General features: G+C 41.2%; 31 protein-coding genes, 1 pseudogene and 1 riboswitch. Of the genes and pseudogenes, 4 read left to right on the top strand and 28 right to left on the bottom strand.

Annotation, left to right across the window (positions count from 1 at the left end):
• From QZ158_RS04210 to QZ158_RS04220, 3 genes are all read right to left on the bottom strand, one after another.
• On the bottom strand, window positions 1-767 hold a 767-nt coding region (locus QZ158_RS04210; protein WP_293875144.1), incomplete at its 3' end, for a PCRF domain-containing protein.
• A 9-nt stretch (window positions 768-776) separates the two neighbouring features.
• Window positions 777-1256 (bottom strand): GNAT family N-acetyltransferase, encoded by a 480-nt coding sequence (locus tag QZ158_RS04215; protein WP_293875147.1) that lies wholly within the window; start codon window positions 1254-1256, stop codon window positions 777-779.
• Window positions 1257-1277: 21 nt separating this feature from the next.
• On the bottom strand, window positions 1278-1862 hold the full coding sequence (locus tag QZ158_RS04220) for a thymidine kinase (RefSeq protein ID WP_293875150.1): 585 nt from the start codon (window positions 1860-1862) through the stop codon (window positions 1278-1280).
• Window positions 1863-1974: 112 nt separating this feature from the next.
• Between QZ158_RS04220 and QZ158_RS04225 the strand changes: the two genes are divergently transcribed.
• Window positions 1975-2157: a 4-oxalocrotonate tautomerase gene (locus tag QZ158_RS04225; protein ID WP_001117401.1), complete on the top strand. Its 183-nt coding sequence runs from the start codon at window positions 1975-1977 to the stop codon at window positions 2155-2157.
• A gap of 177 nt (window positions 2158-2334) precedes the next feature.
• On the opposite strand, the gene QZ158_RS04230 is transcribed toward QZ158_RS04225, so the two are convergent.
• The 20 genes from QZ158_RS04230 to nox form a co-directional block, all read right to left on the bottom strand.
• Complete coding sequence (locus tag QZ158_RS04230; RefSeq protein WP_293882536.1) at window positions 2335-3681, bottom strand: MATE family efflux transporter; 1347 nt, start codon at window positions 3679-3681, stop codon at window positions 2335-2337.
• A 117-nt stretch (window positions 3682-3798) separates the two neighbouring features.
• Window positions 3799-5061 (bottom strand): nucleobase:cation symporter-2 family protein, encoded by a 1263-nt coding sequence (locus QZ158_RS04235; RefSeq protein WP_293882539.1) that lies wholly within the window; start codon window positions 5059-5061, stop codon window positions 3799-3801.
• Window positions 5061-5642 carry a xanthine phosphoribosyltransferase gene (locus QZ158_RS04240; protein WP_293882542.1) on the bottom strand — a complete coding sequence of 194 codons (582 nt, stop codon included), beginning with the start codon at window positions 5640-5642 and terminating at the stop codon, window positions 5061-5063. The genes QZ158_RS04235 and QZ158_RS04240 overlap by 1 nt, the downstream gene beginning before the upstream one ends.
• Before the next feature lie 75 nt (window positions 5643-5717).
• Window positions 5718-5813: riboswitch (purine riboswitch) on the bottom strand.
• The gene (guaC, locus tag QZ158_RS04245; protein WP_293882545.1) at window positions 5806-6789 is read right to left on the bottom strand and encodes a GMP reductase; all 984 of its coding nucleotides are present in this window, start codon (window positions 6787-6789) and stop codon (window positions 5806-5808) included. (Overlaps the previous riboswitch by 8 nt.)
• Window positions 6790-6968: 179 nt before the next feature.
• Window positions 6969-7691, bottom strand: coding sequence for an alpha/beta hydrolase (locus tag QZ158_RS04250; RefSeq protein ID WP_293882548.1), 723 nt, complete (start codon window positions 7689-7691; stop codon window positions 6969-6971).
• Complete coding sequence (locus tag QZ158_RS04255; RefSeq protein ID WP_293882551.1) at window positions 7688-8248, bottom strand: sugar O-acetyltransferase; 561 nt, start codon at window positions 8246-8248, stop codon at window positions 7688-7690. Before QZ158_RS04255 ends, QZ158_RS04250 begins: the two co-directional genes overlap by 4 nt.
• A 56-nt stretch (window positions 8249-8304) precedes the next feature.
• Window positions 8305-8430 carry a hypothetical protein gene (locus tag QZ158_RS04260; protein ID WP_023023285.1) on the bottom strand — a complete coding sequence of 42 codons (126 nt, stop codon included), beginning with the start codon at window positions 8428-8430 and terminating at the stop codon, window positions 8305-8307.
• 174 nt (window positions 8431-8604) lie between these two features.
• Window positions 8605-8931, bottom strand: a complete 327-nt coding sequence (locus QZ158_RS04265) for a hypothetical protein (RefSeq protein WP_293882555.1) — start codon at window positions 8929-8931, stop codon at window positions 8605-8607.
• An 8-nt stretch (window positions 8932-8939) separates the two neighbouring features.
• Complete coding sequence (locus QZ158_RS04270; protein ID WP_293882558.1) at window positions 8940-9119, bottom strand: hypothetical protein; 180 nt, start codon at window positions 9117-9119, stop codon at window positions 8940-8942.
• Window positions 9119-9412: a hypothetical protein gene (locus tag QZ158_RS04275; RefSeq protein ID WP_293882561.1), complete on the bottom strand. Its 294-nt coding sequence runs from the start codon at window positions 9410-9412 to the stop codon at window positions 9119-9121. Before QZ158_RS04275 ends, QZ158_RS04270 begins: the two co-directional genes overlap by 1 nt.
• Complete coding sequence (locus QZ158_RS04280; protein WP_233332525.1) at window positions 9403-10032, bottom strand: hypothetical protein; 630 nt, start codon at window positions 10030-10032, stop codon at window positions 9403-9405. Before QZ158_RS04280 ends, QZ158_RS04275 begins: the two co-directional genes overlap by 10 nt.
• A 258-nt stretch (window positions 10033-10290) precedes the next feature.
• Window positions 10291-10920, bottom strand: a complete 630-nt coding sequence (locus QZ158_RS04285; RefSeq protein ID WP_233332523.1) for a hypothetical protein — start codon at window positions 10918-10920, stop codon at window positions 10291-10293.
• Window positions 10917-11510, bottom strand: coding sequence for a hypothetical protein (locus tag QZ158_RS04290; RefSeq protein ID WP_293882570.1), 594 nt, complete (start codon window positions 11508-11510; stop codon window positions 10917-10919). Before QZ158_RS04290 ends, QZ158_RS04285 begins: the two co-directional genes overlap by 4 nt.
• Before the next feature lie 152 nt (window positions 11511-11662).
• Window positions 11663-11863, bottom strand: coding sequence for a twin-arginine translocase TatA/TatE family subunit (locus QZ158_RS04295; protein ID WP_223357050.1), 201 nt, complete (start codon window positions 11861-11863; stop codon window positions 11663-11665).
• Between the two features lie 2 nt (window positions 11864-11865).
• Window positions 11866-12585: a twin-arginine translocase subunit TatC gene (gene tatC / locus QZ158_RS04300; RefSeq protein ID WP_293882581.1), complete on the bottom strand. Its 720-nt coding sequence runs from the start codon at window positions 12583-12585 to the stop codon at window positions 11866-11868.
• Entirely contained in the window at window positions 12575-14257 is a 1683-nt protein-coding gene (locus tag QZ158_RS04305) for an FTR1 family protein (protein WP_293882584.1), read from the bottom strand. The genes tatC and QZ158_RS04305 overlap by 11 nt, the downstream gene beginning before the upstream one ends.
• Window positions 14235-15443 (bottom strand): iron uptake transporter deferrochelatase/peroxidase subunit, encoded by a 1209-nt coding sequence (gene efeB / locus QZ158_RS04310; protein ID WP_293882587.1) that lies wholly within the window; start codon window positions 15441-15443, stop codon window positions 14235-14237. The genes QZ158_RS04305 and efeB overlap by 23 nt, the downstream gene beginning before the upstream one ends.
• 2 nt (window positions 15444-15445) lie before the next feature.
• Window positions 15446-16315: an iron uptake system protein EfeO gene (efeO, locus tag QZ158_RS04315; protein WP_293882590.1), complete on the bottom strand. Its 870-nt coding sequence runs from the start codon at window positions 16313-16315 to the stop codon at window positions 15446-15448.
• A 93-nt stretch (window positions 16316-16408) separates the two neighbouring features.
• On the bottom strand, window positions 16409-17950 hold the full coding sequence (locus QZ158_RS04320) for a ClC family H(+)/Cl(-) exchange transporter (protein WP_293882593.1): 1542 nt from the start codon (window positions 17948-17950) through the stop codon (window positions 16409-16411).
• Window positions 17951-18057: 107 nt separating this feature from the next.
• Window positions 18058-19434, bottom strand: a complete 1377-nt coding sequence (nox, locus tag QZ158_RS04325; RefSeq protein WP_125329400.1) for a H2O-forming NADH oxidase — start codon at window positions 19432-19434, stop codon at window positions 18058-18060.
• 215 nt (window positions 19435-19649) lie between these two features.
• Between nox and QZ158_RS04330 the strand changes: the two genes are divergently transcribed.
• Genes QZ158_RS04330 through QZ158_RS04340 form a run of 3 tightly spaced genes read left to right on the top strand, consistent with a single transcriptional unit; the run spans window position 19650 to window position 22457 of the window.
• Window positions 19650-20573 (top strand): FAD:protein FMN transferase, encoded by a 924-nt coding sequence (locus QZ158_RS04330; protein WP_293882597.1) that lies wholly within the window; start codon window positions 19650-19652, stop codon window positions 20571-20573.
• Window positions 20574-20597: 24 nt separating this feature from the next.
• Window positions 20598-21203, top strand: coding sequence for an NADPH-dependent FMN reductase (locus tag QZ158_RS04335; RefSeq protein ID WP_293882600.1), 606 nt, complete (start codon window positions 20598-20600; stop codon window positions 21201-21203).
• Window positions 21204-21221: 18 nt separating this feature from the next.
• Window positions 21222-22457: an NAD(P)H-dependent oxidoreductase gene (locus QZ158_RS04340; RefSeq protein ID WP_293882603.1), complete on the top strand. Its 1236-nt coding sequence runs from the start codon at window positions 21222-21224 to the stop codon at window positions 22455-22457.
• 30 nt (window positions 22458-22487) lie between these two features.
• Here the strand turns inward: QZ158_RS04340 and QZ158_RS04345 are convergent, their stop codons facing one another.
• The 5 genes and pseudogenes from QZ158_RS04345 to QZ158_RS04365 all read right to left on the bottom strand — a co-directional run.
• Window positions 22488-23060 (bottom strand): TlpA disulfide reductase family protein, encoded by a 573-nt coding sequence (locus tag QZ158_RS04345; RefSeq protein ID WP_140814017.1) that lies wholly within the window; start codon window positions 23058-23060, stop codon window positions 22488-22490.
• Between the two features lie 22 nt (window positions 23061-23082).
• Window positions 23083-23790 (bottom strand): thiol-disulfide oxidoreductase-associated membrane protein CcdA2, encoded by a 708-nt coding sequence (gene ccdA2 / locus QZ158_RS04350; RefSeq protein ID WP_023023299.1) that lies wholly within the window; start codon window positions 23788-23790, stop codon window positions 23083-23085.
• Window positions 23791-23952: 162 nt separating this feature from the next.
• Window positions 23953-25263: a branched-chain amino acid transport system II carrier protein gene (brnQ, locus tag QZ158_RS04355; RefSeq protein WP_293882611.1), complete on the bottom strand. Its 1311-nt coding sequence runs from the start codon at window positions 25261-25263 to the stop codon at window positions 23953-23955.
• A gap of 215 nt (window positions 25264-25478) precedes the next feature.
• The gene (locus QZ158_RS04360) at window positions 25479-26033 is read right to left on the bottom strand and encodes a GNAT family N-acetyltransferase (RefSeq protein WP_293882613.1); all 555 of its coding nucleotides are present in this window, start codon (window positions 26031-26033) and stop codon (window positions 25479-25481) included.
• Between the two features lie 120 nt (window positions 26034-26153).
• A pseudogene (locus QZ158_RS04365) lies at window positions 26154-26446 on the bottom strand (ABC transporter ATP-binding protein); the annotation flags it as partial.

The following is a 26446-nucleotide window of genomic DNA, read 5'->3' on the forward strand; positions in this document are numbered from 1 at the left end:
ACCTTGATGTTGGTAGGCAAGTGGACGATACGAACGGCTGTTGCGACCTTGTTGACGTTCTGTCCACCCGCACCAGATGCGTGGTAGATATCAATCCGAAGGTCTTTTGGATCAATGTCGTACTCGACTTCTTCGATTTCTGGCATGACCAGAACTGTGGCAGTTGAGGTATGGACACGCCCTTGGCTTTCTGTCACAGGAACCCGTTGCACTCGGTGGGCACCAGATTCATACTTGAGTTTCGAATAAACCGATTGACCAGAGACCATGGCCACGACTTCTTTGATCCCACCAACGCCATTGTAGGAAGCTTCCATGACTTCAAAGCGCCAACCTTGGCTTTCCGCGTATTTTTGGTACATCTGCAAGAGGTCACCAGCAAACAATTGTGCTTCGTCTCCTCCTGCTGCTCCACGGATTTCCAAGATAATATTCTTGTCATCGTTTGGATCTTTTGGAAGAAGTAAGATTTTCAGTTTTTCTTCGTATTCTTCTTTTTCAGCCTTAGCATCTTTTAGCTCTTGCTTAGCCATTTCTTCCAAGTCCGCATCTCCGCCTGATTCTTTAATCATTTCTTCAGCATCGACGATATTTTGAAGGACTTGCTTGTACTCACGGTAGGCTGTCACCGTATCACGAGTGGATGCCTCTTCTTTTGAAAGCTCCATAAAGCGTTTGGTATCAGAGACCACATCTGGGTCACTCAATAATTCTCCTAATTCTTCGTATCGGTCTTCTACAGCTTGTAGTTGATCATAGATATTCATGTTTGCTCCTTAATTCTTGGTTGTTAGATCATAGATTGCTACAATTTCGTTTTCTATGACTTCGCCAGTTTCTTTAAATCCATAATGGAGATAGCAATATCTCGCTTGATTATTTTCCGGTTCATAAGATAACCAAAGACTTGTTGCTTTTCCAGCTGGCTCTGTTCGAACAAAGTCAATGACTGCATCCATAGTCGGTTTAAAATAGCCTAAACCTTGAAATCGTTTATCGATCATAAAACGAAATAACAAGTAGTTCCCTTTGCTGATCCCAATTTTCTGGTCATAGGCAATCATAACAAAACCAACTAATACTTCCTTATCATAAACTGCTAAGGGAGCTATAAAATCACCATTTTTATCATATACATAGGCTTCAGCTAAACTAATAGAATTGGATGCAATAAAATTCCTTTGATTTGGATGAACTTCTAGATTCAAAACGTCAAAATAATTCTCTATTGTAATATCTTTTAAACAAATAGACATTATTATCCTCTCTAAAACATTCTAGACGCTTTCAGTTGGTACATCTGGATCAAAATAATGTTTGCGGCAAACCGAGATATAGGTCTCGTGTCCACCAATTTGGATTTGTTCTCCATCATAGACGGGTTTGCCCGCTTGAGTGCGCAAAACCATGATCGCTTTACGAGAACAGTATTGGCAGATGGTCTTGATTTCTTCGATCTTGTCCGCTAGCAACAGCAAATGTTCAGAACCCTCAAATAGTTCGTTTCGGAAATCATTTTTGAGGCCAAAAGCCATGACGGGCACATCTAGTTCATCAACGACTCTCGCCAAGTCATAAACATGATGGCGTTTGAGAAACTGAGCTTCATCGATTAAGACACAGTAAGGTTTCTTTTCTAGCCTTTGGATATAACCGAAGATATCTGTCTCGTCTTCGATGGCCATGGCTTCTCGTTTCATACCGATCCGGCTAGAAACTACTCCCACTCCATCACGCGTGTCGATTGCGGAAGTCATGATGACGACGCCCTTGCCTTGCTCTTCATAATTATGGGCTACCTTCAAAATTTCGATGGTTTTACCTGAGTTCATAGTCCCATATTTATAATATAATTGTGCCATTTTCCTTCTGTTCTCTCTAAAAGTATTTCATTATATTTTACCATATTTTTGCCCAGCTTTGTATCCTAAAATGTGATAAAATAAGGTTAAGATTTATGAAGGAGGTGGCGCAATGCCATTTGTACGTATTGATTTATTCGAAGGGCGCACCTTGGAACAAAAGAAAGCTTTGGCCAAGGAAGTAACCGAGGCTGTCGTTCGGAATACAGGTGCTCCCCAATCTGCTGTTCATGTCATTATCAATGATATGCCTGAAGGAACCTACTTCCCTCAAGGTGAGATGCGCACTAAATAAGAGAGTGGGACAGAAATTGGTAATTCGTTAGAATTCGATTTCGTCGTCCCACCTCCGCACAGTTGAGTAGGGCTGTAAAAGCTGATGAAATCAGCGTAGTAGAGCCCACTCAACCACTGCGTTTTGCTCGATAATCCAAAGACAATTGAGAGGCTAGGACTTTTGTCCCAGCCTCTTTTAAGAAATTTGGTATTTCTTTTGAATCTGCCATAGTCGCATCTGGTAACAAATACCACTAACGACAATGCTAGAAATTAAGCCAATCCAGTAAGCATACGGACCTAGGTTAGTGACATGGTCTAAAAAGATCCCCAAGGGAATAGAGACACACCAGTAACTAAAGACACCAAGTAAGAAGGGAACGGTAGTATCCTTGTACCCCCGAAGAATCCCTTGAATCGGTGCTGCGACTGTATCTGCTATTTGGAACAGCAGGCTATAGGTCATGAAAATTGCTGTCTGATGAATAAATTCTGAGTCACTTCCATAGAGACCCGCCACTTGATAGCGATACAGATAGAGGAAAGTAAGGGTAAAGATGGAAAACCCAAAGGCTGTCCAGCGTCCAATCCGGCAATATTGACGAACGACATCGGGACGACCAGCCCCAATCTCAAAGGATACAATAATGGCCATGGTATTGGAGATGCTAGCTGGGAAAGCGTACATAAGGGTTGAGAAGTTCATAGCCGACTGGTGACTGGCAATGGTCATAGATGGGAATTTAGCCATGAGCAAGCCCACTACAGAGAAAATAATCACTTCTGCAAACACAATCCCTCCAATCGGTAAGCCGAGTCGGATTGTCTCTTTCATCTCTTTGAGGTTGAGAGGTTGGATATTCCATAGTTGGTAGATAGCTACTTTAGGATGTTTGAAAAAAATCAAGAAAGCAATGATGAGGAGAACCCAGTAAGCTAAGGATGTGCCCAGTCCTGCTCCTGCTCCTCCTAGCTTAGGTAGACCAAAAGCTCCATAGATCAACATGTAGTTGAAACTTGCATTTAAAGGCAATAAAAGGAGCATGAGGTACATGGACAAGCGAGTGAGGCCCAAGGTATCCAGCAAGGAACGGACCACACTAAAGAGTAAAAGAGGCAAAATCCCCAGAGAGAGAAAGGCTAAATAACGGGTCGCTATCCCAGCTACGACACTTTCTAGACCGATTTTTCTTAGGACAATCGGTGATATCAGCAAGACAAAAGCAATCAAGAGGACAGCCATCATGAAAGAGAGATAGATAAATTGATAAAAATCAGAAGCTATTCGTTTTTTATTCCCCTGCCCTAAATGATGACCGATAATTGGTGTTAAAGCTGATACAATCCCCGTTAAAAAAGTAAAAAAGGGGTTCCAGAGACTAGTGGCAGTCGAGACTCCTGCTAAGTCCAAGGTATTGTATTGCCCCGTCATGGCTGTATCAACAAAACTAGCAGAGTAGTTGGCGAGTTGATAAACCAGGAGAGGAATAAATAGACTGATAAACAAACGCAAGCGCTCTTTAAAATGATGGGTTAGATACATGGATGATACTCTCTTCTTATCATGGTGAAATTTTCTCTTACCACTCTACTATATGTCTCCTTAAATGTCAAAAAAATTAAAAAACTGAAGATCTAACGGATCCTCAGTTTATTTAGATTATTTTTTGTTGCGGTTTAAGATGGCGTTCAGAATGATAGCCAAGACACTGGCAACAACAATTCCGTTTGCAAAGAACATTTTAAAGGCACTTGGTAGGCCATTAAAGAGGGTGCTGTTGTTCAATCCTACCCCTGCTGCGATCGATACAGCTGCGATGAGGAAATTGTGCTCATTGTGCTCAAAATCAACACGCGCAAGGATCTGCATCCCTTGAATAGACACAAAACCAAACATGACTAGCATAGCTCCACCAAGTACTGGACTTGGAATGATTTGCGCCAAAGCTCCAAACTTAGGCAGGAGACCAAGAAGAACGAGGAAACCAGCCGCGTAGTAGATTGGAAGGCGTGTCTTGATACCAGACAATTTCACCAAGCCGACATTTTGTGAGAATCCAGTGTATGGGAAGGTATTGAAGATACCGCCAAGAAGGACGGCCAATCCTTCAGCACGGTAGCCATTACGAAGGCGCGTACTATCAATTGGATCTTTTGTAATATCTGATAGGGCAAGATAGACACCAGTCGATTCGACCATGGAAACAGTTGCTATGATACACATCATGACAATTGAAGTGATTTCAAACTTAGGAACTCCAAAGAAGAATGGCGTTGGAACGTGAACGACTGGAGCTTGTGCTACAGGTGCGAAGTCCACCAAGCCCATTGAAGCTGCGATAGCTGTCCCAACAATCAACCCAATCAAAATAGAAATAGATTTGATAAAGCCTGTTGTATAGATGTTGACCACAAGTATGATGAGAATGGTAATCACGGCCAAAATCAAACTTTGAACCGTTGGTTCTTCAGCATTGTTTCCCATGTTTCCAATGGCGACTGGAATCAATGTCAAACCAATGGTCGTAATGACAGATCCCGTCACAATGGATGGGAAAAGGTTAGCGATTTTAGAGAAGAAACCTGAGACCAGAACCACATAAATCCCGGAAACAATCAAGGCACCAAACATGGCCCCACTACCATGGCTAGCCCCAATCATGCTAAGAGGTGCTACAGACTGGAAGGCCACCCCAAGGACGACCGGAAGACCAATCCCGAAATGTTTGTTTAACTGCAATTGCAGGAAGGTGGCTACCCCACACATAAAGATATCTGTAGAGATGAGATAGGTTAGTTGCTGGGCATTATATCCCAAAGCGCCCGCAATCATAATCGGTACTAGAATAGAGCCCGAATACATGGCTAATAGGTGTTGCAACCCTAGAATGGCTGCCTGTGAATGGTTTTCTTGTTTTTGCATTAGATGTCTGCCTCCTTAAATACAACCTGACCACTTTCAAAGCGGTCCAAACGAGCAAGTGAAACAACTGGATATCCGAGTTCTTCAAGTAGTCCACGGCCATCCTGGAAAGATTTCTCGATGACGATACCGACTGCTTCAACACTCGCACCAGCTTGTTCGATAATCTGGATCAAGCCCTTAGCTGCTTGGCCATTTGCCAGAAAGTCATCAACGATCAAGACGCGATCATCTGGTGTTAAAAACTTGCTAGCAATGGAAACCGTACTGGTCACTTGCTTGGTAAAGGAATAGACTTCTGCTGTCAAAATCCCTTCATTCATGGTAATATTCTTGGCTTTTTTGGCAAAGATCATGGGAAGTTCCAAAGCTTCTGCCACATAGAGGGCAGGAACGATCCCTGAAGCTTCAATGGTCACAACCTTGGTCAGACCAGCATCTTTAAACCGGTCCGCAAAAGCCTTCCCAATTTCTTTCATCAACTGGTAATCCACTTGGTGGGTCAAGAAGGAATCGACCTTGAGGATATTCTCTCCCAGGACATTTCCGTCTTTCAATATACGTTCTTCTAATAATTTCATGTTTTCTCCTAAACAGTTTGGAACAAAAAATAGAGACTTACCAAGTAAGCCTCTACAGAATCCAAGTATCCCTGGATCAATCTAAGACTTACTTATTGTTAGGTGTTCCGGCACCTTGTAGAGACCTTGCGCCAATCCGCAAGATAAATAAGTAATTGTAGTTTTAATGAGAGTCACCATTCCAAATCGAATTCTTTACGATGACATAATCGACATGCTTGAGATCAGCAACCTTGCGACCTCCAGCATAGGAAATAGAACTTTGCAAGTCTTGCTCCATCTCTGTCAAGGTATCTTGCAGATGACCTTTGGCTGGTAACAGGATTTTCTTACCTTCAACATTTTTATAGGCGCCTTTTTGGTACTCTGAAGCAGATCCATAATACTCTTTAAAGGCTTCCCCGTCGACTTCAACAGTCTTCCCTGGGCTTTCAATGTGACCTGCAAAGAGAGAACCGATCATGACCATGCTAGCACCAAAACGAATGGATTTCGCAATATCTCCATGGGTCCGAATGCCACCATCTGCAATAATGGGTTTGCGCGCTGCTTTTGAACACCAACGAAGGGCGGCTAACTGCCAACCGCCAGTACCAAATCCAGTCTTCACTTTGGTAATGCAGACCTTACCAGGTCCGATCCCGACCTTGGTAGCATCTGCTCCAGCGTTTTCCAACTCACGAACAGCTTCTGGAGTTCCGACATTTCCTGCTATGACAAAGGTATCTGGTAATTCCTTCTTGATATGCTGGATCATTTGGATGACACTATCTGAGTGTCCGTGAGCGATATCGATGGTGATGTATTCTGGTGCGTCGTCCTTGAGTTGAGTCACAAAGTCGTATTCATAGTCTTTTACTCCAACTGAAATGGAAGCAATTAAGCCCTGATCGTGCATACGTTTGATAAAGGGAATGCGACAAGCTTCGTCAAAGCGGTGCATAATGTAAAAATAGCCCCCTTTAGCCAGTTGCTCGGCCACATCCTCATCCAGGATAGTCTGCATGTTGGCAGGTACCACTGGTAGCTTGAAGGTGTGCTTACCAAACTGAACTGTCGTGTCAGCTTCTGCACGACTTTTGATAATACACTTGTTAGGGATTAATTGAATATCTTCGTAATCAAAGATTGGAAATTCGTTTAACATACGGATTGGAATCTCGTTTCTAAATTTTAAATCGTGATGCGTCATCACTTCGTCTTCCGACGTTTCCATTCAAGATTATAGCAAAGATACGGAGTCGATTCAATTAGAATGCTGATTATTGAATTAATGTTCGGAAATTATTAGACGATTAGTTAGAGCAACTTCTGTATATAAGTTATTTATGAACAATTCTGAAGCCAATTGATGATTTCTTTGCTGACAAGATTAGGAACTACTGTATAAAAATCGTGACCGAGATCCTTTAAGAGTACCTTCTTGATAGAAGGATCTAAATTTTCAAGTGCTCTAGCTCTCCAATCGGGCTCATCTTCGTATTTAGGTCCGATGAATAAGGCCTTGGTTTTCGTTAGTGGAGCTTGAAAAGAACGAAGCTCCCGTCTGAGTCTCAGCAGGGAAAGAACGGCTTGTGGATCCAAATCCAGTTCATAATGATGGAGGTCAGGATTCCAACGATAACTGGATTGGATGGCCTTTATAGCGGCTTGGGAAGGCTTGTCAGTGTCACCAAGTTCACTTGCAACTGCTTCCTCTAGCGATGAAAAAACCTGTTGCTTCAGATAGGCGAGTGTCTCTTCGATTTCCTGCTCTAGTGGTAAGACCTGGTCCATATCAAGATAGCCGCCATCTAGCAGAACCAGGTGAGTAATTTGTGGCTCATTGGATGCTAGGTATCGAGCCAAATCTCCACCTAGTGAATGGGCAATGATACAAGTATTTTCATTAGAATCCGCATGGGCTTTAAACCAATCTACTATATCTTTTGCAGATTCCAGTTTCACCCTATAGGGATCTAGATAGGTGATGGGAAAAGGAAAGTAGGAAGCAAATTCGCTCATATGATTTTCGTTACTTCCGAGACCTCCGATAAAGTAAAACCTCATTCTTTCACCTCTATTTCCTTAATGATTTTGGCTGGATTTCCAGCTAGAACTACGTTATTCCCGAATGATTTGGTCACCACTGCTCCTGCTCCGACGACGACATTATCGCCTAAGGTTATGCCTGGAAGGATGATAGCTCCACCACCCGCCCAGAAGTTATCTCCTATCGTTATAGGAGCTCCATATTCTTTTCCTGCATTCCGTTCATGCGGATCTAGCGGATGGAGAGGGGTGAGAAATTGGCAATTGGGGCCAATCATGGCATTCTTTCCGATCCTGATCGGGCAGACATCCAGCATGGTTAGGCTCCAGTTGGCATAAAAATTCTCTCCCAAGTGGATATTGACCCCATAGTCACAAGCCAAGAAGGGGTCCAAGGATAGATTTTCTCCAGTTGACCCGAACCAACTTTTTATGAGTTGACTCCGCTTCTCACCGTCTGCTTCTTGGTTAAAGGCAAATTGCTTGGCCCGAGCTTCTTGTGCCAACTTTCTCAATTCTGGATCCATGGGACTGTAAAACTCGCCAGCAATCATCTTTTCATATTCCGTCTTCATAATTATCTCCGTCCTATAGTAAAAAACCACTCATAGTGAGTGGGCTTGTCTATCTCTTAATGGTACATCAGGTAGCCATCGAAGAGCTCAAAAATCTTTCCTATCGCTCGGAAAACAAGAGCCGCAACAAGGGCAACCAACAAAAAGTAAGCTACAGCAAAAATCACACTAATGATCATCATGACACACTCCTTTTTAATGTACTTTTTCCACCCCCTATTATACTCCTGGCCAAATTTAGATTCAAGGAAAACGCTATCAAAAGTTGATTTGTTTTCAATTTGTAATTTACAAAAATTTTCAGACAGGAGGAACGAGTGAACTATACTAGAGAGTGGTATAAACAGTCATCAGTGTCATAGCTTCTTTTTCATATTTTCAAGAGATTCCATACTTTTATTGTAAAGTTTATTTTCCTCTTGATATGTTTGGCTTAATCTAGTTTCAAACCTAGAAATACTCTTTTCAAAGTTATCTCTATTTTCTTCTAATAGCCACAATTCATGTATTGGAAGTTCTTGATTGTTGTTATGACAAAAGGAGATGATAAGATCGGTCATAGATTCAGATAGTCTTTTTGCTTCTCGCTTCATATCTTGATAATCCAATTCATAATCCGCCACTTTCCTCCTAAAAGCTTGATGATCACTCTCGACTTTACTAATTTTATCATTGATATTCATGAATTCTCCTAAAGTATTGGACTGGAAAGATCAGGTTTAGGTACTTCTGTTAAAATTTTTTTGATGGCATCAGCAGCATCCCCCGTTAATCCTCCTTCTAGGGAAGCAGGCACTTGAGAAGTGGCGAAATTCTGCATTTTAAACGCCTGATTAGCCAGGCAAGTTTGTAAAATAGCCCCTTCGGCCATTAGGAAACTCTTGCTGTTACTGCATTAAATCCAGACTCTATAACATGATTATTAATGTCTCCATCGGGAGCTTGAGTTCCGGCAACAACAATAGTAGTTTGACTATAATCTGGGTGCCCTTCCTTATCAAGAGGCGCAACAGCAATGGCTTGGGTGGTTTCGTTGACTTCGTTGATTAATTGATATTTCTTTCCGCTTCTTTCAAGACCAAATTGTTCATTAACATTTTTTTCTTTTATTATTTTTAACACATCAACTTGTAATTCCTGTACCTGTTCATCATTTAATGCCATTCCCAATGATATCCTTTCTTGATTTCTGTATTATAAATAACCTCTGCACTTGGACTGCCTTCTTCACTTTTAACCACGTCCTTCAGCTGTCCATCTTTAACAAGCGCTTCAATGTTTTCATCCATCTTGGGGTTAGATGATAGTTTGACTTCCTCAGGGAGTTTTTTATTGCCTGCAATATCAATAAAATCATCTCCTACTCTTAGCTCAATTATTTCTTCATCAAATCCATTAAAATCCAATCTGACATCACCATAATCTCCATAACTAGCATAACCGAAATTTTGAACTGTTCGACCTAAATAGACTTTATTACCATGAGTATCATAAATGACAGGAACAACATTGGCATGAAACATGCTCTGCCCATCCCCACCTTGAACAAAAATTGGTGAAAACTCTATTTTACTGACACCAGAGTAATGCTCTTTAATGTAAGTTGCCAGTTGTTCTTCTAACAAACGAAATCCTCGTTTGTAAAGTTTCACTCCTTTGTCGTCTAAAGCATCACTAACATTATATGGAGAGTTTTTGTGTTCAATCCATTTTGTCATACAATATACTCCTCCTGAAATTAAAACTATAAGAACTGCAATGATCGCAAATTTTTTTTTCTTCATTGTTTACCTACCTCACACCTTTATGAAAACGCTTTTATTTTTTATTATAGTATATCATAATATTTCTAATCTTGACGATTTATCCTGCCATATTATCCATAAGCCCCCCTGATTAATAAAGGATTATTTCCATTCTGAGTAGCTCCCTCTTTTAATTTCTAAGTTGTAGTCTATTTCAGCATTCGGACTTACTACATCTGATTTCTTAACATCTTTTAGCCTTACTATGTGTTATTAATTATAAACAATGCCATTCAATCAACGCCATTCCCACTCATTTCCTTTCCTAATATCTGTATTATAGTCAACTTCTGCTTTTAGACTACCTTTTTCACTTTTTACCACATCTTTTAGGTGACCAGCATTGACAAGCGCTACAATATTTTCATCCATTGAGGGGTTAATTGTCAATTTAGCTTTTGGAGGCAAGCTTTTGTAATTCGTTATGGCAAGAAATTTACCATCTACATCAATTTCAATCACTTCCTCATCAAATCCATTAAAATCTAACCGTAGATCTCCTAAAAGACCGTAGCTTGCATATCCATGCTTACCAACCTTTCGCCCTAAATAAGCCTTATTCCCATGATTGTCATAAATTACGGGAACGATATTAGCATCGAACATAGTTTGTCCGTTTCCACCTTGAACAAAAATTGGTGAAAACTCTATTTTACTGACACCAGAGTAATGTTCTTTAATGTAAGTTGCCAGTTGTTCTTCTAACAAACGAAATCCTCGTTTGTAAAGTTTCACTCCTTTGTCGTCTAACACAGTACTCACGTTGTATGGATCTTTCTGCTCTTCCATCTTTTTGTTAAGATACAACATACTTGCAGCAATCAAAATAGCAAGAACTAAGGCAAGCCTAAAGAGCTTCTTCTTCATTTCGCTCCTCCTTTTTGGAATTCCGTATTATAAACAATTTCTGCATTCGGACTCCCTTTTTCATCTTTTACGACTCCTTTTAACTGACCATCTTCTACTAATAATTCTATATTCTCATCTATAAGTTCCTGTCTAGTCAGTTTAACTTCATTAGGTAAGTATTGTTCATTGGAAACATCAATAAATTTCCCATTTGAGTCCGTTAATTCTATAACTTCATTCTCATCTCCATCAAAATCAGCTATTATGTATGAGATGATACCAATATCACTTGGAATTAAATTTTTAACTTTAGTACCGAGAGTAGCTTTATTTCCATGCTTATCATAAATAGTTGGACGGATATAGACATTTGAGAAAGTTGACCCTTCCTCAGTAACGTAGATTGGAGAGAACTCAATCTTTTCGATCCCAGTATAGTGGTCTTTGATATAGGTTCCGATTTGCTCTTCTAGAAGTCGAAAGCCTCGCTTGTATAATCTAGTTGTTTTAGGTCCAAGATTCGGCTTCGTTATCTTGTTATAGACAAAGTAACTACCAGATAGGATTAAAAACAAAATAGAAATGATCATGACCCATTTTCTTCTCATCAGTTAATCCTCCTTCTGTCTACTCTTATAGTATAGCATATTTGTTGGCGTTTTCATCGTTATTCCTGCTACTTTAGTGTATGAATATTTGAAAGGAAACAAAATTTAAAAGCATTCCATCATCATGAAATGCTTTTAAACTATTTATAAGACTAGTTCTCTTCTGTCTTACCAGTCTTTTCTTTGTCCTCTTCTTTTTCAGCAGCACCATTGTTTACGGCTGACTTGAATTCAGAGAACATTTTCCCAAGCGAGTGTCCTAACTCAGGCAAACGCTTTGGTCCAAAGATTAAGAGGGCTCCCAGGATGATAATAATCAGTCCTGGTGCACCGATATCACGTAAAATTCCCATATTTATCTCCTTTTTTGTATACGGTTAAAGATGATGCGACTGATGCCCAGACTCACTTCGTAAAGCAAGATCAGGGGCACGGTCATTGCTAAATCACTGATGAAATCAGCAGGGGTCAGGATGACTGCTAGTACCAACAATAGAAAGTAGGCTATTCGGCGATGCCGCCTTAACCAGTCTGGCGTTAAGATATGAATCGAAGTCAAAAAAGCTACAAGGACCGGCAATTCAAACAAGACACCCAAAGGCACTGTCGTATGAAAGATGAAGGCCAAGTAGTTCTGTGCCGTTAACTGGATGGTAAACTGGCCTTGTCCCAACTTTAGGAGCACCTCGAGAATAGCTGGACTAACCAGATAATAGCCGAAGAGTAAGCCTAGCAAGAAACAAAGCAAACTTGCCGGCACATAGAGCAGAATAGCTCCTGCTTCTCCCTTTCTCAATGCTGGTTTTACAAATTGCCAGACTTGAAAGAGAGTGAAGGGCAGGGTGATGGTAAAGGCTATTAAGCTTGCCAACTGAAGGTAGATGCTTAAAATGTCATTAGGGCCAAGGACCAAGAGTTTCTCTCGAAATCCAGCCGTCAAAAAGGCATAAACCTGATCAGAAAACAAGAGGGCTCCACAAAAGACAACGAAGAAACAAAGGATACAAGCGATGAAGCGTCGTCTAAACTCGCTTAAATGCTCTACAATAGTGAGCCTTCTATCTTCATTTTTCATGCTGCTTCACCGTTACAATCCCGACAATAAGAACGAATAGAACTTGGCAAGCAAGAACTTCCCAGCTCGGATAGATCCCCGCCCAATCGACCGTCGGGAAATTACTCAAGATATGATTGGGAAGCATGTTGGTTAATTGGAGCGCGTGCAAGCTCACCCCTAGCATCTTAAAGGCCAGGGCATAGATCATCCAAGTCAGGATGAAGAAAATCTTATGTGGCTTGACCAGATGACTTGCCTTGGTCATGAGAATAGCAAGAATGGCTAAAACTGCAAGTGCCAAGCCAATCCCTAGGAAGAAATCAAAGGAGCGAATACGAGGGAGGATCCCCACATAGAAAAGGATGGTCTCAGCTCCCTCACGGAAAACAGCTAAGAAGCTGAGGGCAAACATAGAAATAAAGCTTCCAGTTGCTGTCACAGCCTTCATCTGACTTTCCATGAATTGGTTCCATTTTTTAACAGAGGACTTGCGATGTAGCCAAATCCCAATGACAATCATCATGCCTACTGCAATGATCCCTACTGCCCCTTCGATCACCTCACGGTTGGAAGCCGAGGTCACAGCTGGGAATAAGAATTGAAAAGCGACTGCAATAGCTGCACTGGCCAGGATTCCTAGAAGAGCACCTGCATAAACCCATTTCAAGCCTTTGAATAGTTTTGCTGATTTGAGAACTGTCACCAAAGCCATGATAATCAAAAGTGCTTCAACTCCCTCGCGTAAGAGGATCAACATAGCGTCAATCGCCGAATAAGAGGCGGTGGTATCAATAGCAGACAGATCACTAATCAGAGCTTCCAGTTGCTTTTGATACTTGCTTTCCTTCCCCTTGACCATAATAACTGGACTTTGACTTTCTACTCGGGTATAGAGAGCTGGATTGGTCGTGCTGACATCGCCCTCGATTGTTGGCCAAATGGTAATGAACTCCTTCATGACTTGACTAGCTTGGCTAGTGTCATTGGCTTGGAAGAGGCTTAGAGCTTTCTTGAGGAGCTTGATCCCGTCTGAAAGAGTCAGATTGGAGCTGGTCTCCTCAATCTTTTCCCCACTGATAAATTGATCCAGTACATTCTTTAAGTCATTGTAAGAAGATTGGATAGAGTCAAAGTTTGTAGGCTCTGTTTCGATGGCACTTCTCAAGAAGGAAATGGCTGTTTCTACCTTTCCATAGTATGCAGTGCTATGATCTCTGACAACCGCCTCATTCCGGGTCCAAGTGTTGTTTAAATCGGCATAAGCCTTTCGTGTCGCTTGGAGATCCTTTGCTGTAATCGCCTCTTGAAGCTTCTCAAAGTAAGGTTTCAAGCGAGTTTCTAGCTTCTCCTTTTCAGCATCCAGATCGACTGGATTTTGCTCTTTTTCAAAGGCTAGCAAGGAAGTGGAGACAGTCACCAATTGCTTTTCTGTGATCTCGCCTTCCAAGTCCAGACTTTTCTGGACTTCTTTTCCTGCTTTGGAATCATGATTGGCTTTCTTCAGAAATTCTTCTTTTATCTCTGCGACAAGAGTGTGAGCCTTTTCTTGATCTTTATCCCGAACTGCTGTCGTTGCATCGGTGATTTTGATAAAGAGATCACTATAGGATTCGGCCTGGACAGGAGTCACGATGAAAAAGAGACAGGCTACTAGGACGACTAACAATTTATTCAAATAAGTCTTGACCAATGTATCCTCCTTCCTTTACACCTCCGAAGCAGGCAAAGAGTCCACTGCCAATATGGGTCACATATTCATTCATCTTATCGTCTGCCCCAAGATTGGTTTGGATTTTCACAAAGCGGTCTGGATCCTTTTGAAAAGCAATAAAAAGCAATCCTGCATCAAACTGCCCCGTTTTCGGATCAATCCCATCAGAGTAAGAATAAGAGCGTCGCAAAATTGGCAGATCCACTTCTTTGGCCAAACGGACATGTGAGTCAACTGGTAAGAGGGAGAGGTCCACTTCGTCAAACTCGTTTTTCTTTCCAAATGGTGCGCCACTTTCTTTATAGCGTCCAAAGGTATTTTCTTGCTCCTGCAGGTTGGTACGATCCCAGGTCTCTAGGTGCATGATAATCCTGCGGACAGCCATGTAAGAGCCGTTTTTCATCCAGTCTTGACTATCAGCCCAAACTACCTTATCAAAATCTTTCTCTGTCGTGACATTGGCAGTCCCATCCTTGAAGCCGAAGAGGTTCCTTGGAGTTTCCATGCGATCCCCAATAGCAGCAAATCCTGATTGGCTCCACTTCATGGTCACCTTGTTCCGTCCTTTACGGATCAGATTGCGGACAGCATGAAAGGCTACCTGCTCATCATCTGCACATGCTTGGATGACAATATCACCACCCGTATACTGCTCTCTCAACTGTTCCTTAGGAAAAGCTGGCAGATCCCGGAAGAGTTTGGGACGCTTCTTCTCAAGGCCTAATTTGGCCAAAAAGCTAGCTGAAACACCAAAGGTTAGGGTGAGGCGGTAAGGATTTAGTCCGACAGTTTCTCCAGTGTCACTTGGTGGCAAGAGAGCGTTGGAACCATCCTTTTTGACCAGTTCGCCATTGACTAATTTCTGGCTATAATCTGTCCATTCTTTAAACAACTGAATCAATTCGTTTTTATCTGTCGTCCGGAGATCCAGCACCACAAAATAGATATTCTTCTGCATGGGCGTGGTAATCCCTGCCTGATGCTTACCGTAAAAACTAATTTCTTCTTGACCGTCTGCGATATTCCTGGAGCCTTGCTCCTTATTAGCGAAAAAAGCAGAAGCACCGGATAGACCAAGTGCTAAGCCTGCTCCCCCAATACCTGCTTTTTTCAGAAATTCGCGACGATCCATCTTCTTTTCAAAAAATTTATCGTCTTTTGTCATTGTTATTTACCGTTTAAAATGATTCCCATTTGAGAGAGTGGTTCCCCCAATTTTGTAACTGCTTCTGCTAGTTCTTTGGTATCTTTTTCTGTTAGATCTGTATATGATTTATAGTTGGAATCATCTGTCATATGTTTGTCTAACAGGTTATTCACTGCCTTGAATTCTGTTTCAAGGGTTTTCACTAGCTTGGCATCCTTCTTCTCAATGAGTGGTTTGAAGAGAGCAAAGATCTTCTCAGCCCCTTCGATATTGGCACGGAAGTCATAGAGATCTGTATGAGAGAAAATTTCTTCTTCCCCAGTGATCTTTTGTGTCGCCACTTCATTCAAGAGGTCAACCGCACCTGTCAACATCAAATCTGGCGTTACTTCTACTGTCGCAATCTTAGCTTTCAACTCTTTGATATCATTTACCAATTGCTCTGCATATTTTTCAGTGCCTTGGGTTGTATTTTGTTCCCAGAGGATGCGTTCGATACGGTGGAAGCCTGACCATCCTTCTTCTGATTTGTTTTCATCGACATAGTCAACCAAACGGAAGTCAATCTTGACATCAGACTCCCCAAAGCTTTCCGCGATTGGTTCAGATCGTTCATAAGACATCCGAATCAAAGGATAGACCTTCTTGGCTTCTTCTAGATCACCACTTTTGAGGACTCTTTGAAATTCCTCTGTATCTTTTAACAACTGATCGATTTGGCCTTGCACAAACTCCTTGTATTCACTTGTCGCCTGATCCAAGGCTTTTTGGTCCTCTTTTGACAATTTCACTGTTGAAGAGGAACTATTTGTAGTTGTGTTTTTTGAAGATGTATTGGCACAGCCTGCTAATAAAGCGACTGATAAGAGTGTTACTGCAAGTTTTTTCATGAGAATTTCTCCTGGATTCGTTTTTTACGTGATCTATTATAGCAAAGATTTTCTCATTTTTCAACAATTGTCAGAAAACTTTAATAAAATGAACTAAAGAAGTAATTCTTTTACCCGACCGATATCTGTCTCTTTTACTACGAGGTAGATGCTATCTCCTAGATAGAGGAGGGTACTACCATGCACCGTACTGTTTTTTCCATTATGCTGATGAGTTGTGATCAGGAGGTCTTTCGGTAGATCTAAATCTCGAACCTGACGGCCTGCTATTTTCTCTGATACTGGAATTTCGATTAGGGTTAAGACATCTGAACAGCTAGTCACCTCAGGCATCAATTGCTCCAGCATAGCTTCATAGACAGGGGCACCTTTTACTAGATCCATGGTAATGTAAGCTGTCAAAGTCACCAAGCCAATCGGCATCAAGGTTCGTATATCTCCTACCATTTCGGTCACTAGAATCATGGCTGTCAAGGGTGCTTTTGAAATGGCACTGAAATAACCACTCATTCCCAAAATAACAAACAAGGGCAGTTGATTCGAATGTATGAGACCAAACTTCAACAAAACAGCCGCAACCAAGGCTCCTAAAACAGAGCCTAGAGCTAGAATCGGAAGAAAGATGCCACCAGGAAGACCACTCCCGTAACTGATCATACTCCAGATAAACCGTATCCCAAAATAAAAGACTAGTGTCTGGATACTAAGAGGAACATGGGCTAAGTTCAAAACCAATTGATTGCCACCACCTAATAAGTAAGGAAAATAATAACCAATTGGTAGGATCAAAAGAAAGGCAAAGAGTGGATAGTAAAGAGAAGTCACCTTGAAACAGCTACCAAACTTTTGATATAGCCGACCAATATTTAAAACAGCAACTTCATAGAAATAACCTGTTAGGCCCAGAAAAATTCCCATGACTAAGAAAATCCAATAACTGGATAAATCGATATGGGGGATGTGGTCTGGCATGTTTAAAACAGGTGTTTGACCGAAAATATTGAGAGAGACAAAGTTTGCGACCAAACTCGCGGCCAAGGTCGATACCCAGAAGACACGAGAAAAATGATGGTAGACTTCTTCTACTACAAAGAGTAGACCAGCGATCGGTGCATTGAAGGCTGCTGCCAAACCTGCTGCGGCACCGCTGGCAATCAAGGCTCTTTCTTCTACAGGACTAAGCGCAAGTTTCTTAGCCAGCCCCTTTCCTCCCATGGCGCCAAGTTGGATACTGGGGCCTTCACGACCCAACATCAAACCACTTGCAATTGCTAAAATCCCTAAAATGTACTTCTGCCAAAGCGTAGCCCACCAGTCTATCTGAAGCAGTCCTTTTAATTCTGCTTCTACTTGAGGAATACCAGATCCTTTAACGTTTTTGTTCTTTTTGATGAGCTGGCTAGCTAGTAGAATAATAAAAAGATACATCGAGAGGATAATGATCCAATTGATTGGACTTCTTCCAAGATCCTTATACAATCCCTGGACAACATGAAAGAGATGCTCAATAAAAAATCGAAAACTCGAGACAATCGCGCCGACTACGAGCCCTACTAAAACACCTCTGCTAACCTGAGATAAAATAGATCTTGAGGTTGATTGAAATTCTCTTTGGATTTGCTGACTTTGTTTCATAAATTCTCTTTAACTCCCAGATTGATTGCTTTCATTATACTATTTTTTATAGCTCTTGAGTAAGACAACAGCAAAAAAACGCTCTAATGAGCGTTTTTTGGACAACATTATTTAGCAGTAAGTGCAGCCATAGTAATGTAGTTGTATGGTTTGTTGAAGTGCGGCAAGAAGAATAGGTCTGTCAATGCCAATTTTTCAATTGTAACATGCTCTTGGATTGCCAATGAGAACATGTGGATACCCATTGAAATTGCAGCATCACGTGATACCATTTGAGCACCAAGGATTTCACGGCTATCTTGATCATAAACGATCTTAATGGCAACTTCATGGTTGTCATGTTTGATAAATTCTGGTTTTTGAAGGTCGTTGAAGCCAGTTTCAACAGCGTTGTAGCCTGCTGCTTTTGCTTTTTCAAGAGTCAAACCAGTTGAAACCATGTGAAGACCATAGATAGAGATACCGTTTGATCCTTGCACACCGATTCCTTCAAGCTCATGTCCACAAGCGTTGTAAGCACCTACAATACCAGTACGTACCGCATTTGATGCAAGAGCGATGTAGCTAGTGTCTTTACGAGCGTTGTCATATACAGTCGCACAGTCACCAACAGCGTATACACCTGGGATTGATGTTTCTTGTTTCTTGTCTACAAGGAAGGCACCGTTGCGGAAGAGTTCAATCTTACCATCAGCAAGAGCTGTGTTTGGACGGAAACCAACAGCAAGAATGACCATATCTACGTCGAATGTTTCTTTATCAGTTACCAAGCGTTCCACTTTACCGTCACCTTGGATAGCTTTAACAGTTTGACCAAGTGCCAAACGGATGTTATGGTCTTCCAAGTTTTTAGCCATCATTTGTGTGAAGTCTTTGTCATAGTATCCGTTCAATACTGTGTCAACGATATCAACAAGGACAACTTCTTTTCCAAGACGTTCGAATGCTTCAGCAAGCTCAACACCGATGTAACCACCACCTACAACAGCGATGCGCTCAAGGTGTTTGCTCTTGTCTTCAAGTTTCTTAATAACTTCTTCAGCATTTTGGTACAATTTAACGAATTGTACATTTTCAAGAGTCGCTTTGAATTCGCGGTTCCCTTTGACAATTTCAACACCTTCGATTGGTGGCAAAATTGGAGTTGAACCAGTTGCGAAGATCAATTTTTCATATGATTCTTTGTGTTCTTTACCATCTACTTCTGCAGTTACAACTTTGTTGTCGTAGTCAATTGAAAGAACTGGTGAGTTCATGTAAACTTTAGCGCCTTTAGCTTCTAATTTTTCTTTATCAGAATAGAACAAGCCTTCAGGTCCGTCGATTTGTTCACCAATCCAAAGAGCCATTCCGCATCCAAGGAATGAGATATTTGAGTTTTGGTCAAAAACAACGATTTCATTTTCGTTTCCAAAATTATCCAACATTGTGTTGATACATGCAGTTCCAGCGTGGTTAGCACCCACAACTACGATTTTACTCATAGAAAAAATCCTACCTTTAATTTTATTTACCATACAATTATAACATGAAAATGATATCGTTTCCAATTTTTTTGCTTACAATTTGTGATTTTATTTTCAAATCAATTTGCATAAGTCCTGAAAAATGTCAATAAATTTGCTTGGGGGGATTGTGGAATGGCTTTCTTTTTGATAAACTTGAAGTAGGTGAATATTGGAAAGGTGGTTTACTATTTGTGGAACTAACTAGTCGATCAGAACGCCTAATGGGCTCCACCATATCCGTTTCGATTTCTCATCAACAAGCTGACCAAATACTGGCCGATTGCTTTAGTCTCCTGCGATCCTATGAGCATCGCTTTAGTGCCAATAATTCTTCTTCTGAATTGATGGAGGTCAATCAAAAGGCTGGCATTGAACCCGTAAAGGTTCACCCGGATCTTTTTTCGCTGATTGCACTTGGAACGACTCATAGTCAGGCGCAAGGAAGTCATTTAAACATTGCGATTGGTCCACTTGTCCAAACTTGGAGAATTGGTTTTTCAGATGCTAGGAAGCCTGATCAAGGGGAAATAGAACAAGCCCTAACAGTCATTGACCCTCATCAAATTTGTTTGGATCCAAATCAACAAACTGTTTTTCTCAAAAGGAAAGGGATGAAAATTGATTTAGGGGCTTTAGCTAAGGGGTTTAGTGCTGATTTAATAGCTAGTTATCTTAGGAGTCAGGGAGTTGAACAGGCTTTAATTGATTTAGGGGGCAATATCCTTACCCTTGGTCAAAATCCTGTCAGTCATCGCCCTTGGCGAATCGGGATTCAAAATCCTCAACTTCCAAGAGGGGAACATTTACTCGTTCTATCTGTTACAGATAAGTCCGTTGTGACATCAGGTACCTATGTTCGTCACCTCGAGGTTGACGGCCAGTCCTTCCATCATATCTTTGATCCTGATACTGGCTATCCTGTCGAAACGGAACTGGCAAGTCTCACGATTATCTCTGATCGATCAGTCGATGGGGAGATTTGGACCACCCGCTTGTTCGGTGAAGAACCGACCAACATTTTAAATATTATTGAAACCTTACCTGGCATAGATACTATTCTAGTATATCAGTCAGGTCGTCTCGCCTATACCAGTGGGCTACATGATTATTTGTAATTTTAATTTCAGAAAGGAATTTCCATGACAAAACTTATTGCGATCGTTGGAACAAACTCCAAACGTTCAACAAACCGCCAACTACTTCAATACATGCAAAAGCATTTTGCTGACAAGGCAGAGATTGAATTGGTTGAGATCAAAGATATCCCTGTCTTCAACAAGCCAGCCAACAAACAAGTTCCTGAAGCTATCTTAGAGATTTCTGCAAAAATTGAGGAAGCTGATGGTGTTATCATTGGCACACCAGAATACGATCATTCCATCCCAGCTGTCTTGATGAGCGCCCTTGCTTGGCTATCTTATGGGATTTACCCACTCTTAAGCAAACCAGTGATGATTACAGGTGCTTCTTATGGTACACTTGGTTCATCTCGCGCTCAATTGCAGCTTCGTCAAATCTTGAACTCACCAGAAATCAAAGCAACTGTCCTTCCAGACGAATTTTTGCTTTCTCACTCTCTTCAAGCATTTGATCAAAATGGTGACTTGGTAGATCTTGATGTCATCAAGAAACTCGATGCCATCTTTGATGATTTCCGTATCTTTGTTAAAGTTACTGAAAAACTGCGCAACGCTCAAGAATTGCTTCGCAAAGATGCCGAAGACTTCGACTGGGAAAACTTGTAAGATAGGAGACATACTAGCATGAAATTTGTAGGACTTGTAGGATCAAACTACGACCAATCATATAACCGCAAACTTTTGGAATTCATCCGTCGTCATTTTAAGATCAAATTTGAATTAGAAGTTCTTGAAATCGACGAAATTCCAATGTTTAACCAAGATGAAAAATGGGACGAAAGCTTCCAATTGCGTCTCCTTAACAATAAAATCACCCGTGCCGACGGAGTCATTATCGCAACTCCTGAACACAACCACACCATTTCAGCAGGTCTAAAATCTGTACTAGAATGGCTATCCTATGAAGTGCATCCTTTTGAAAGCAAACCTGTCATGATTGTGGGTGCTTCTTACTATGACCAAGGGACTTCTCGTGCCCAAGTTCACCTTCGTAAGATTCTGGATGCTCCAGGTGTCAATGCCTATACCCTTCCAGGAAATGAATTTCTTCTAGGAAAAGCGAAAGAAGCTTTTGATGCAGATGGCAACATCATTAACGAAGGGACTGTAAAATTCCTTGAAACCTGTTTAGATAACTTTGTGAAATACGTAGGAGTCGTTTCTAAATTGAAAAAACCAAAACCAATTGAACCAGAAGATTTGGATTGCGGAAAACCAATCGCTACTACTATTACTGAGGTTGATCCGGATGATCCAGATTGGGTAGAAAAAGTTGCAGAAATTACAGGGGCTGTATCTGGTGATACATACGTCAAATTGGACCACGGTATCCTGACTGTTAATCAAATCGATATGTTCTTGAAAGCTATGCCTTTCGAATTGACATATGCTGATGATAACAACCAGTTTCTCTACTACAACAATGCCCACCAAGATCCAGATACCATGTTTGCAAAACGCGTGCCACCTCAATCAGGTAGCCGGATGTCAACCGTTCACGGTTCTCTTCCACCAGCACGTATGAAAAACGTTGAATGGGTCATCGGTACTCTTCGCAATGGAAACCAGGAATATGTTCGTACTATTGTTCCAGGATCTCCTGAAGGCGTGATCAATACTCACAACTATCAAGCTATGTACTATCCAGATGGTTCATATGCTGGTATCAACGAAATTGTCTTTAACTTCCAGCCATGGTTGGACTGGTACCTTCAAACAACTGGTCAACGCTTAGTAGGCGGTAGCGGACCATTCGCTCCTGCTGGCGGCCATGGGGATGCAGACGCAACTTCAGGTGCTTCAGATGCTGGAGGACACGGTGACGCAGCTGCTGATGCTACATCTGGTGCAAGCAACTAATAAAAAAATGAAGCTTTATGCTTCATTTTTTTATTTCAACTCTTTGATAATCTTCTTGGCATCTTCATTTGAAATTGCCCCTAATTGAACATGTCCAATCTTTCCTTGGCTATCAATAAAGACTTCCGTAGGGATCGAACGGACTTGGTAATTCATAAAGGCAGATCCGTCCGGATTGTACAAAACAGGAACTGATTGATAGTCTTGTTGGGCAAACCATTTGACGAACTCTTCTTCTGTTTTTTCCCCTTGCATCCCCGGTGCCATAACGGTGAGAATCTCAAAGTCCCTATCTTTTTCTTCAACCAATTTATTCAGTTCAGGCATACTTTGTCGGCAAGGACCACACCAAGTCGCCCAGAATTTCAAGTAAACCTTTTTGCCTCTATAGTCTGAAAGTTTGACTGTATTCCCCTTCATATCCTTTAGCTCGAAGTCACTGGCTTCTTTTCCTACCAAGGGATGTTTACTAGCAGTTGTATTGGTCATTGATTGATTATCCATGGATTGATTGTTCATGCCGCTTTCAGACTGATTCATAGAGCAAGCAGTCAGAATGGATAGAGAAAGAAGCGAAAAACAGGCGTATTTAATAACTTTCATAATGAGTAAACCTCCATTTGATTTATGAAAAGATAGCAGACAAGCTATTCAATTGTCCCAAGAGCAACAAAATCCCCATAATGATGATGATCAAGCCACCAATTTTCTTCAGTAACAAGAGGTGGGGTTTTAGACGATTAAAGTATGGGAGAACAATCCCAGACGCTAAGGCCAAAAGTAAAAACGGAATAGCCATCCCTAATGTATAGATAAAGAGATAGAGAGCACCCATGAGGGCATCTTGACCATTGGATGCTGCTAAGGCAAGTACAGAGCCGAGAACCGGACCGATACATGGCGTCCAGCCAAAGCTAAAACCAAGCCCAAGCAGAAAAGCTGAAAGTAATTCATTCTTGTGCTTGTTCGCCCCGAAATCCATTGTCTTTTGCTTTTCTAAGAAGTTAAAGTGAAAGACTTCCATCTGATGAAGACCAAGGATAATGATCAGCGCTCCCATCAAGTATCGGAACCAGTTGGTGTACATGATTTGACCAAGTAGACCTGCCCCGAAACCAATAATGAGGAAAATAACAGAAATCCCTGCGATAAAACACAAGGTCTTTACGAGACCATGCCAGCGAATCTTCTTCCCAAAAATTTGAATGGATTTTTCCTGATCACTTCCTAGCAAGACCCCGATATATACCGGAAGCAAAGGGAAGACACAGGGAGAGAAAAAGGAGAGAATCCCTGCCAGAAAGACAGTGAAGGAGAAAACGATTTGATTCATAAAATACTCCGTATATTGATATGCTACAACTAGTATAACATTCCAGCTCCTAAATTAAAAATTTCTGCTACGCTTTGATTTCTAAACAATCATTTAGAAACCAGTTTCAAAGCCAAACAAAAACTCCAAAGAATATCACTCTGGAGTTCAATTGACGACTTATTATTCTTCTGCGCTTTGTTTATTTGGCAAGAAAAGAGAGATGACAATACCAACTACTGCTGGGAGTAACCATGGGAGGGATTGGGTAGCAAATGGTAAAGTTTTAATGATGTTTGCAAGACCTGTAAGTTTGAAGGTGCTTGCAAGAACATCTGCAATCGCCACCAAGCTAACTAAGAAAATAGTCAGTTGCATTCCTGGTTTTGATAGTTGAGTAAATTTGTTTACAATCACAATCAACACTATAGTAATGGTGATTGGATAGAGGATCATCAAGACAGGTAATGAATAGGCAATAATGGCGCTCAAGCCAAGATTGGCAATCGCAAAACCAATCAAAGTGAAGATTGTCGCATAGACCTTGTAAGAGATTTTAGGGAAGGTATTATGGAAGAATTCCCCTGTTGACACGATCAAACCGGCTGTTGTCGTGAAGCAAGTCACCGTCACCATACCCGCAAGGAAGATTTGAGCAGCTGGCCCAAAGATAGCCTTGGTCGCTTCTGAAAGGACATAGACCCCTTTATTGGCATCAGATGCCATCACTTTTGCTGGAATTGGGAAATGATTTCCAAGGTAACCCAACCCAATGTATAAAATACTAAAGCCAATGGCTACAACGATTCCAACGATCCAGATGGTTTTAATGTATTCCTTCTTGCTGGTGAAACCAAGTTGATTGAGGGTTGTTACCGCAATCACACTAAAGGCCACTGAAGCAAGGGCATCCAAGGTATTGTACCCTTCAAGGAAACCTTGACCAAAGGCAGATGCTTGGTAGGCTCCTGTTGCCACTTGTGGCGCGTGTCCGCTGTACTTGAGAGCACCTAGGACAACCAGTACAACGATCAAGATAGCAAAGATTGGTGTCAAAATCCGTCCAATACTATCTAGGATCTTAGATGGATAGAGGGCAATCAAATAGGCTAAACAGAAATAAACCAAGGTGAAAATGAAGAGTCTACTGCCAGATTGTCCTAACAAGGGGGCAATCCCAACTTCATAGGAAACGGTAGCCGTTCTTGGAATAGCAAAGAAAGGACCAATAGAGAGGTACAAGGCTACCAGATAAACGATAGCAAACCAAGGGGCGATTTTACGTGAAATCTCATGAATATAACCTTTAGGATTGAGCGTCCCAATAATCAGGGTAACAATGGCAATCCCCACTCCTGATAAGACAAATCCAGCAATAGCTGGCCAAAAATGGCTACCCGACTGGGCACCTAGCGCAGGTGGAAAGATCAAATTCCCTGCACCGAAGAAAATACCAAATAACAGTAAACCTGTTAAGGAACCTTTTCGTAACATGTGTTCTCCTTTACATTTTTCAATCTTATCTAGTATAACAGCTTTCTTCCACCACGGCAATTCTTTTTATCTGATTTATTCACTTAATAACTAACTTATGGGTTGAGCTATTTTGTTATGAAATATCAGGGTACAAATTAATGCACTTATTTACATCTTCATCCATTAATTAAAAAAGTGCTTCTCTACTATCTAACAGAGGAGCACTTTTGTTTTTAATCTTCACTAAAGCGTCGGTATTGGATACGGAAATCAAAATAATTCTCTTCCTGAAGTTTACGGAAGATATCACGGTAGGCCTCCTCATCGAAGCCCTCTCCTCGGTAGAGAATCTCAAAACTAAGGTCTTCGTATTCAAGAAAAGCATTGGCTGTTTTAAAGCCATTTCGAATATAGAAATCCATCCGAGCTTGACGTTGCTCTAGATTATCACATTCTTCATCCAATCTCTCAACTTCTAACAACATGGTCCGTTGGTAAAATTCCACTAATTTTTCAATAATTTCTTGACCATAGCCGTGACTCCGCAAGTGAGGCATAATGGCAAAGAAACTGACGTAAAAGGCCTTGGTATTTGAAATAGCAAAGGCAAATCCGACAAATTCTTCCTCATTGTAAAAAGCGAAAAAGTGAGCGTCATCATTATCCGTATAGCGTAAAAACTCCGATAAAGAAATTCGTTCCTCTTCTGGAAAAGCCTCAATATTTAACCTCTCGACCTTGTCCAAATCTGGGAACGTTTCAGTGATTAATTGGCTGGTTAAGCGCATAAAGCCTCCATTTCTGCTACGATTATAGCAAATAAAACAACCACCTTCAAGAAATCCGACTTCTAACAAAATGAAGTGTTTTGCCTAACAAAAAAGAGCGACTGCTCTTTTTTGACGTTTTTATTGAGCATCTACTTTCTTGGTGAATTGGCTCATATACAAGTCGTAATAGAATCCTTTTGCATCCAAAAGAGACTCATGATTCCCTTGTTCGATGATTTGCCCCTCTTTAAGGACTAAAATCTTATCCGCTTCTTGGATTGTAGACAAGCGGTGAGCAATGACAAAGCTAGTCCGTCCCTTCATCAAGTTCTTCATAGCCTTTTGAATCAAGAGTTCCAGGCGGGTATCCACTGAGGATGTCGCTTCATCCAAAATCAAAATTTTAGGATCAGCTAGAAGGGCACGCGCAA

Source organism: Streptococcus sp. A12, assembly GCF_905372335.1.
Classification (GTDB): Bacteria; Bacillota; Bacilli; order Lactobacillales; family Streptococcaceae; genus Streptococcus.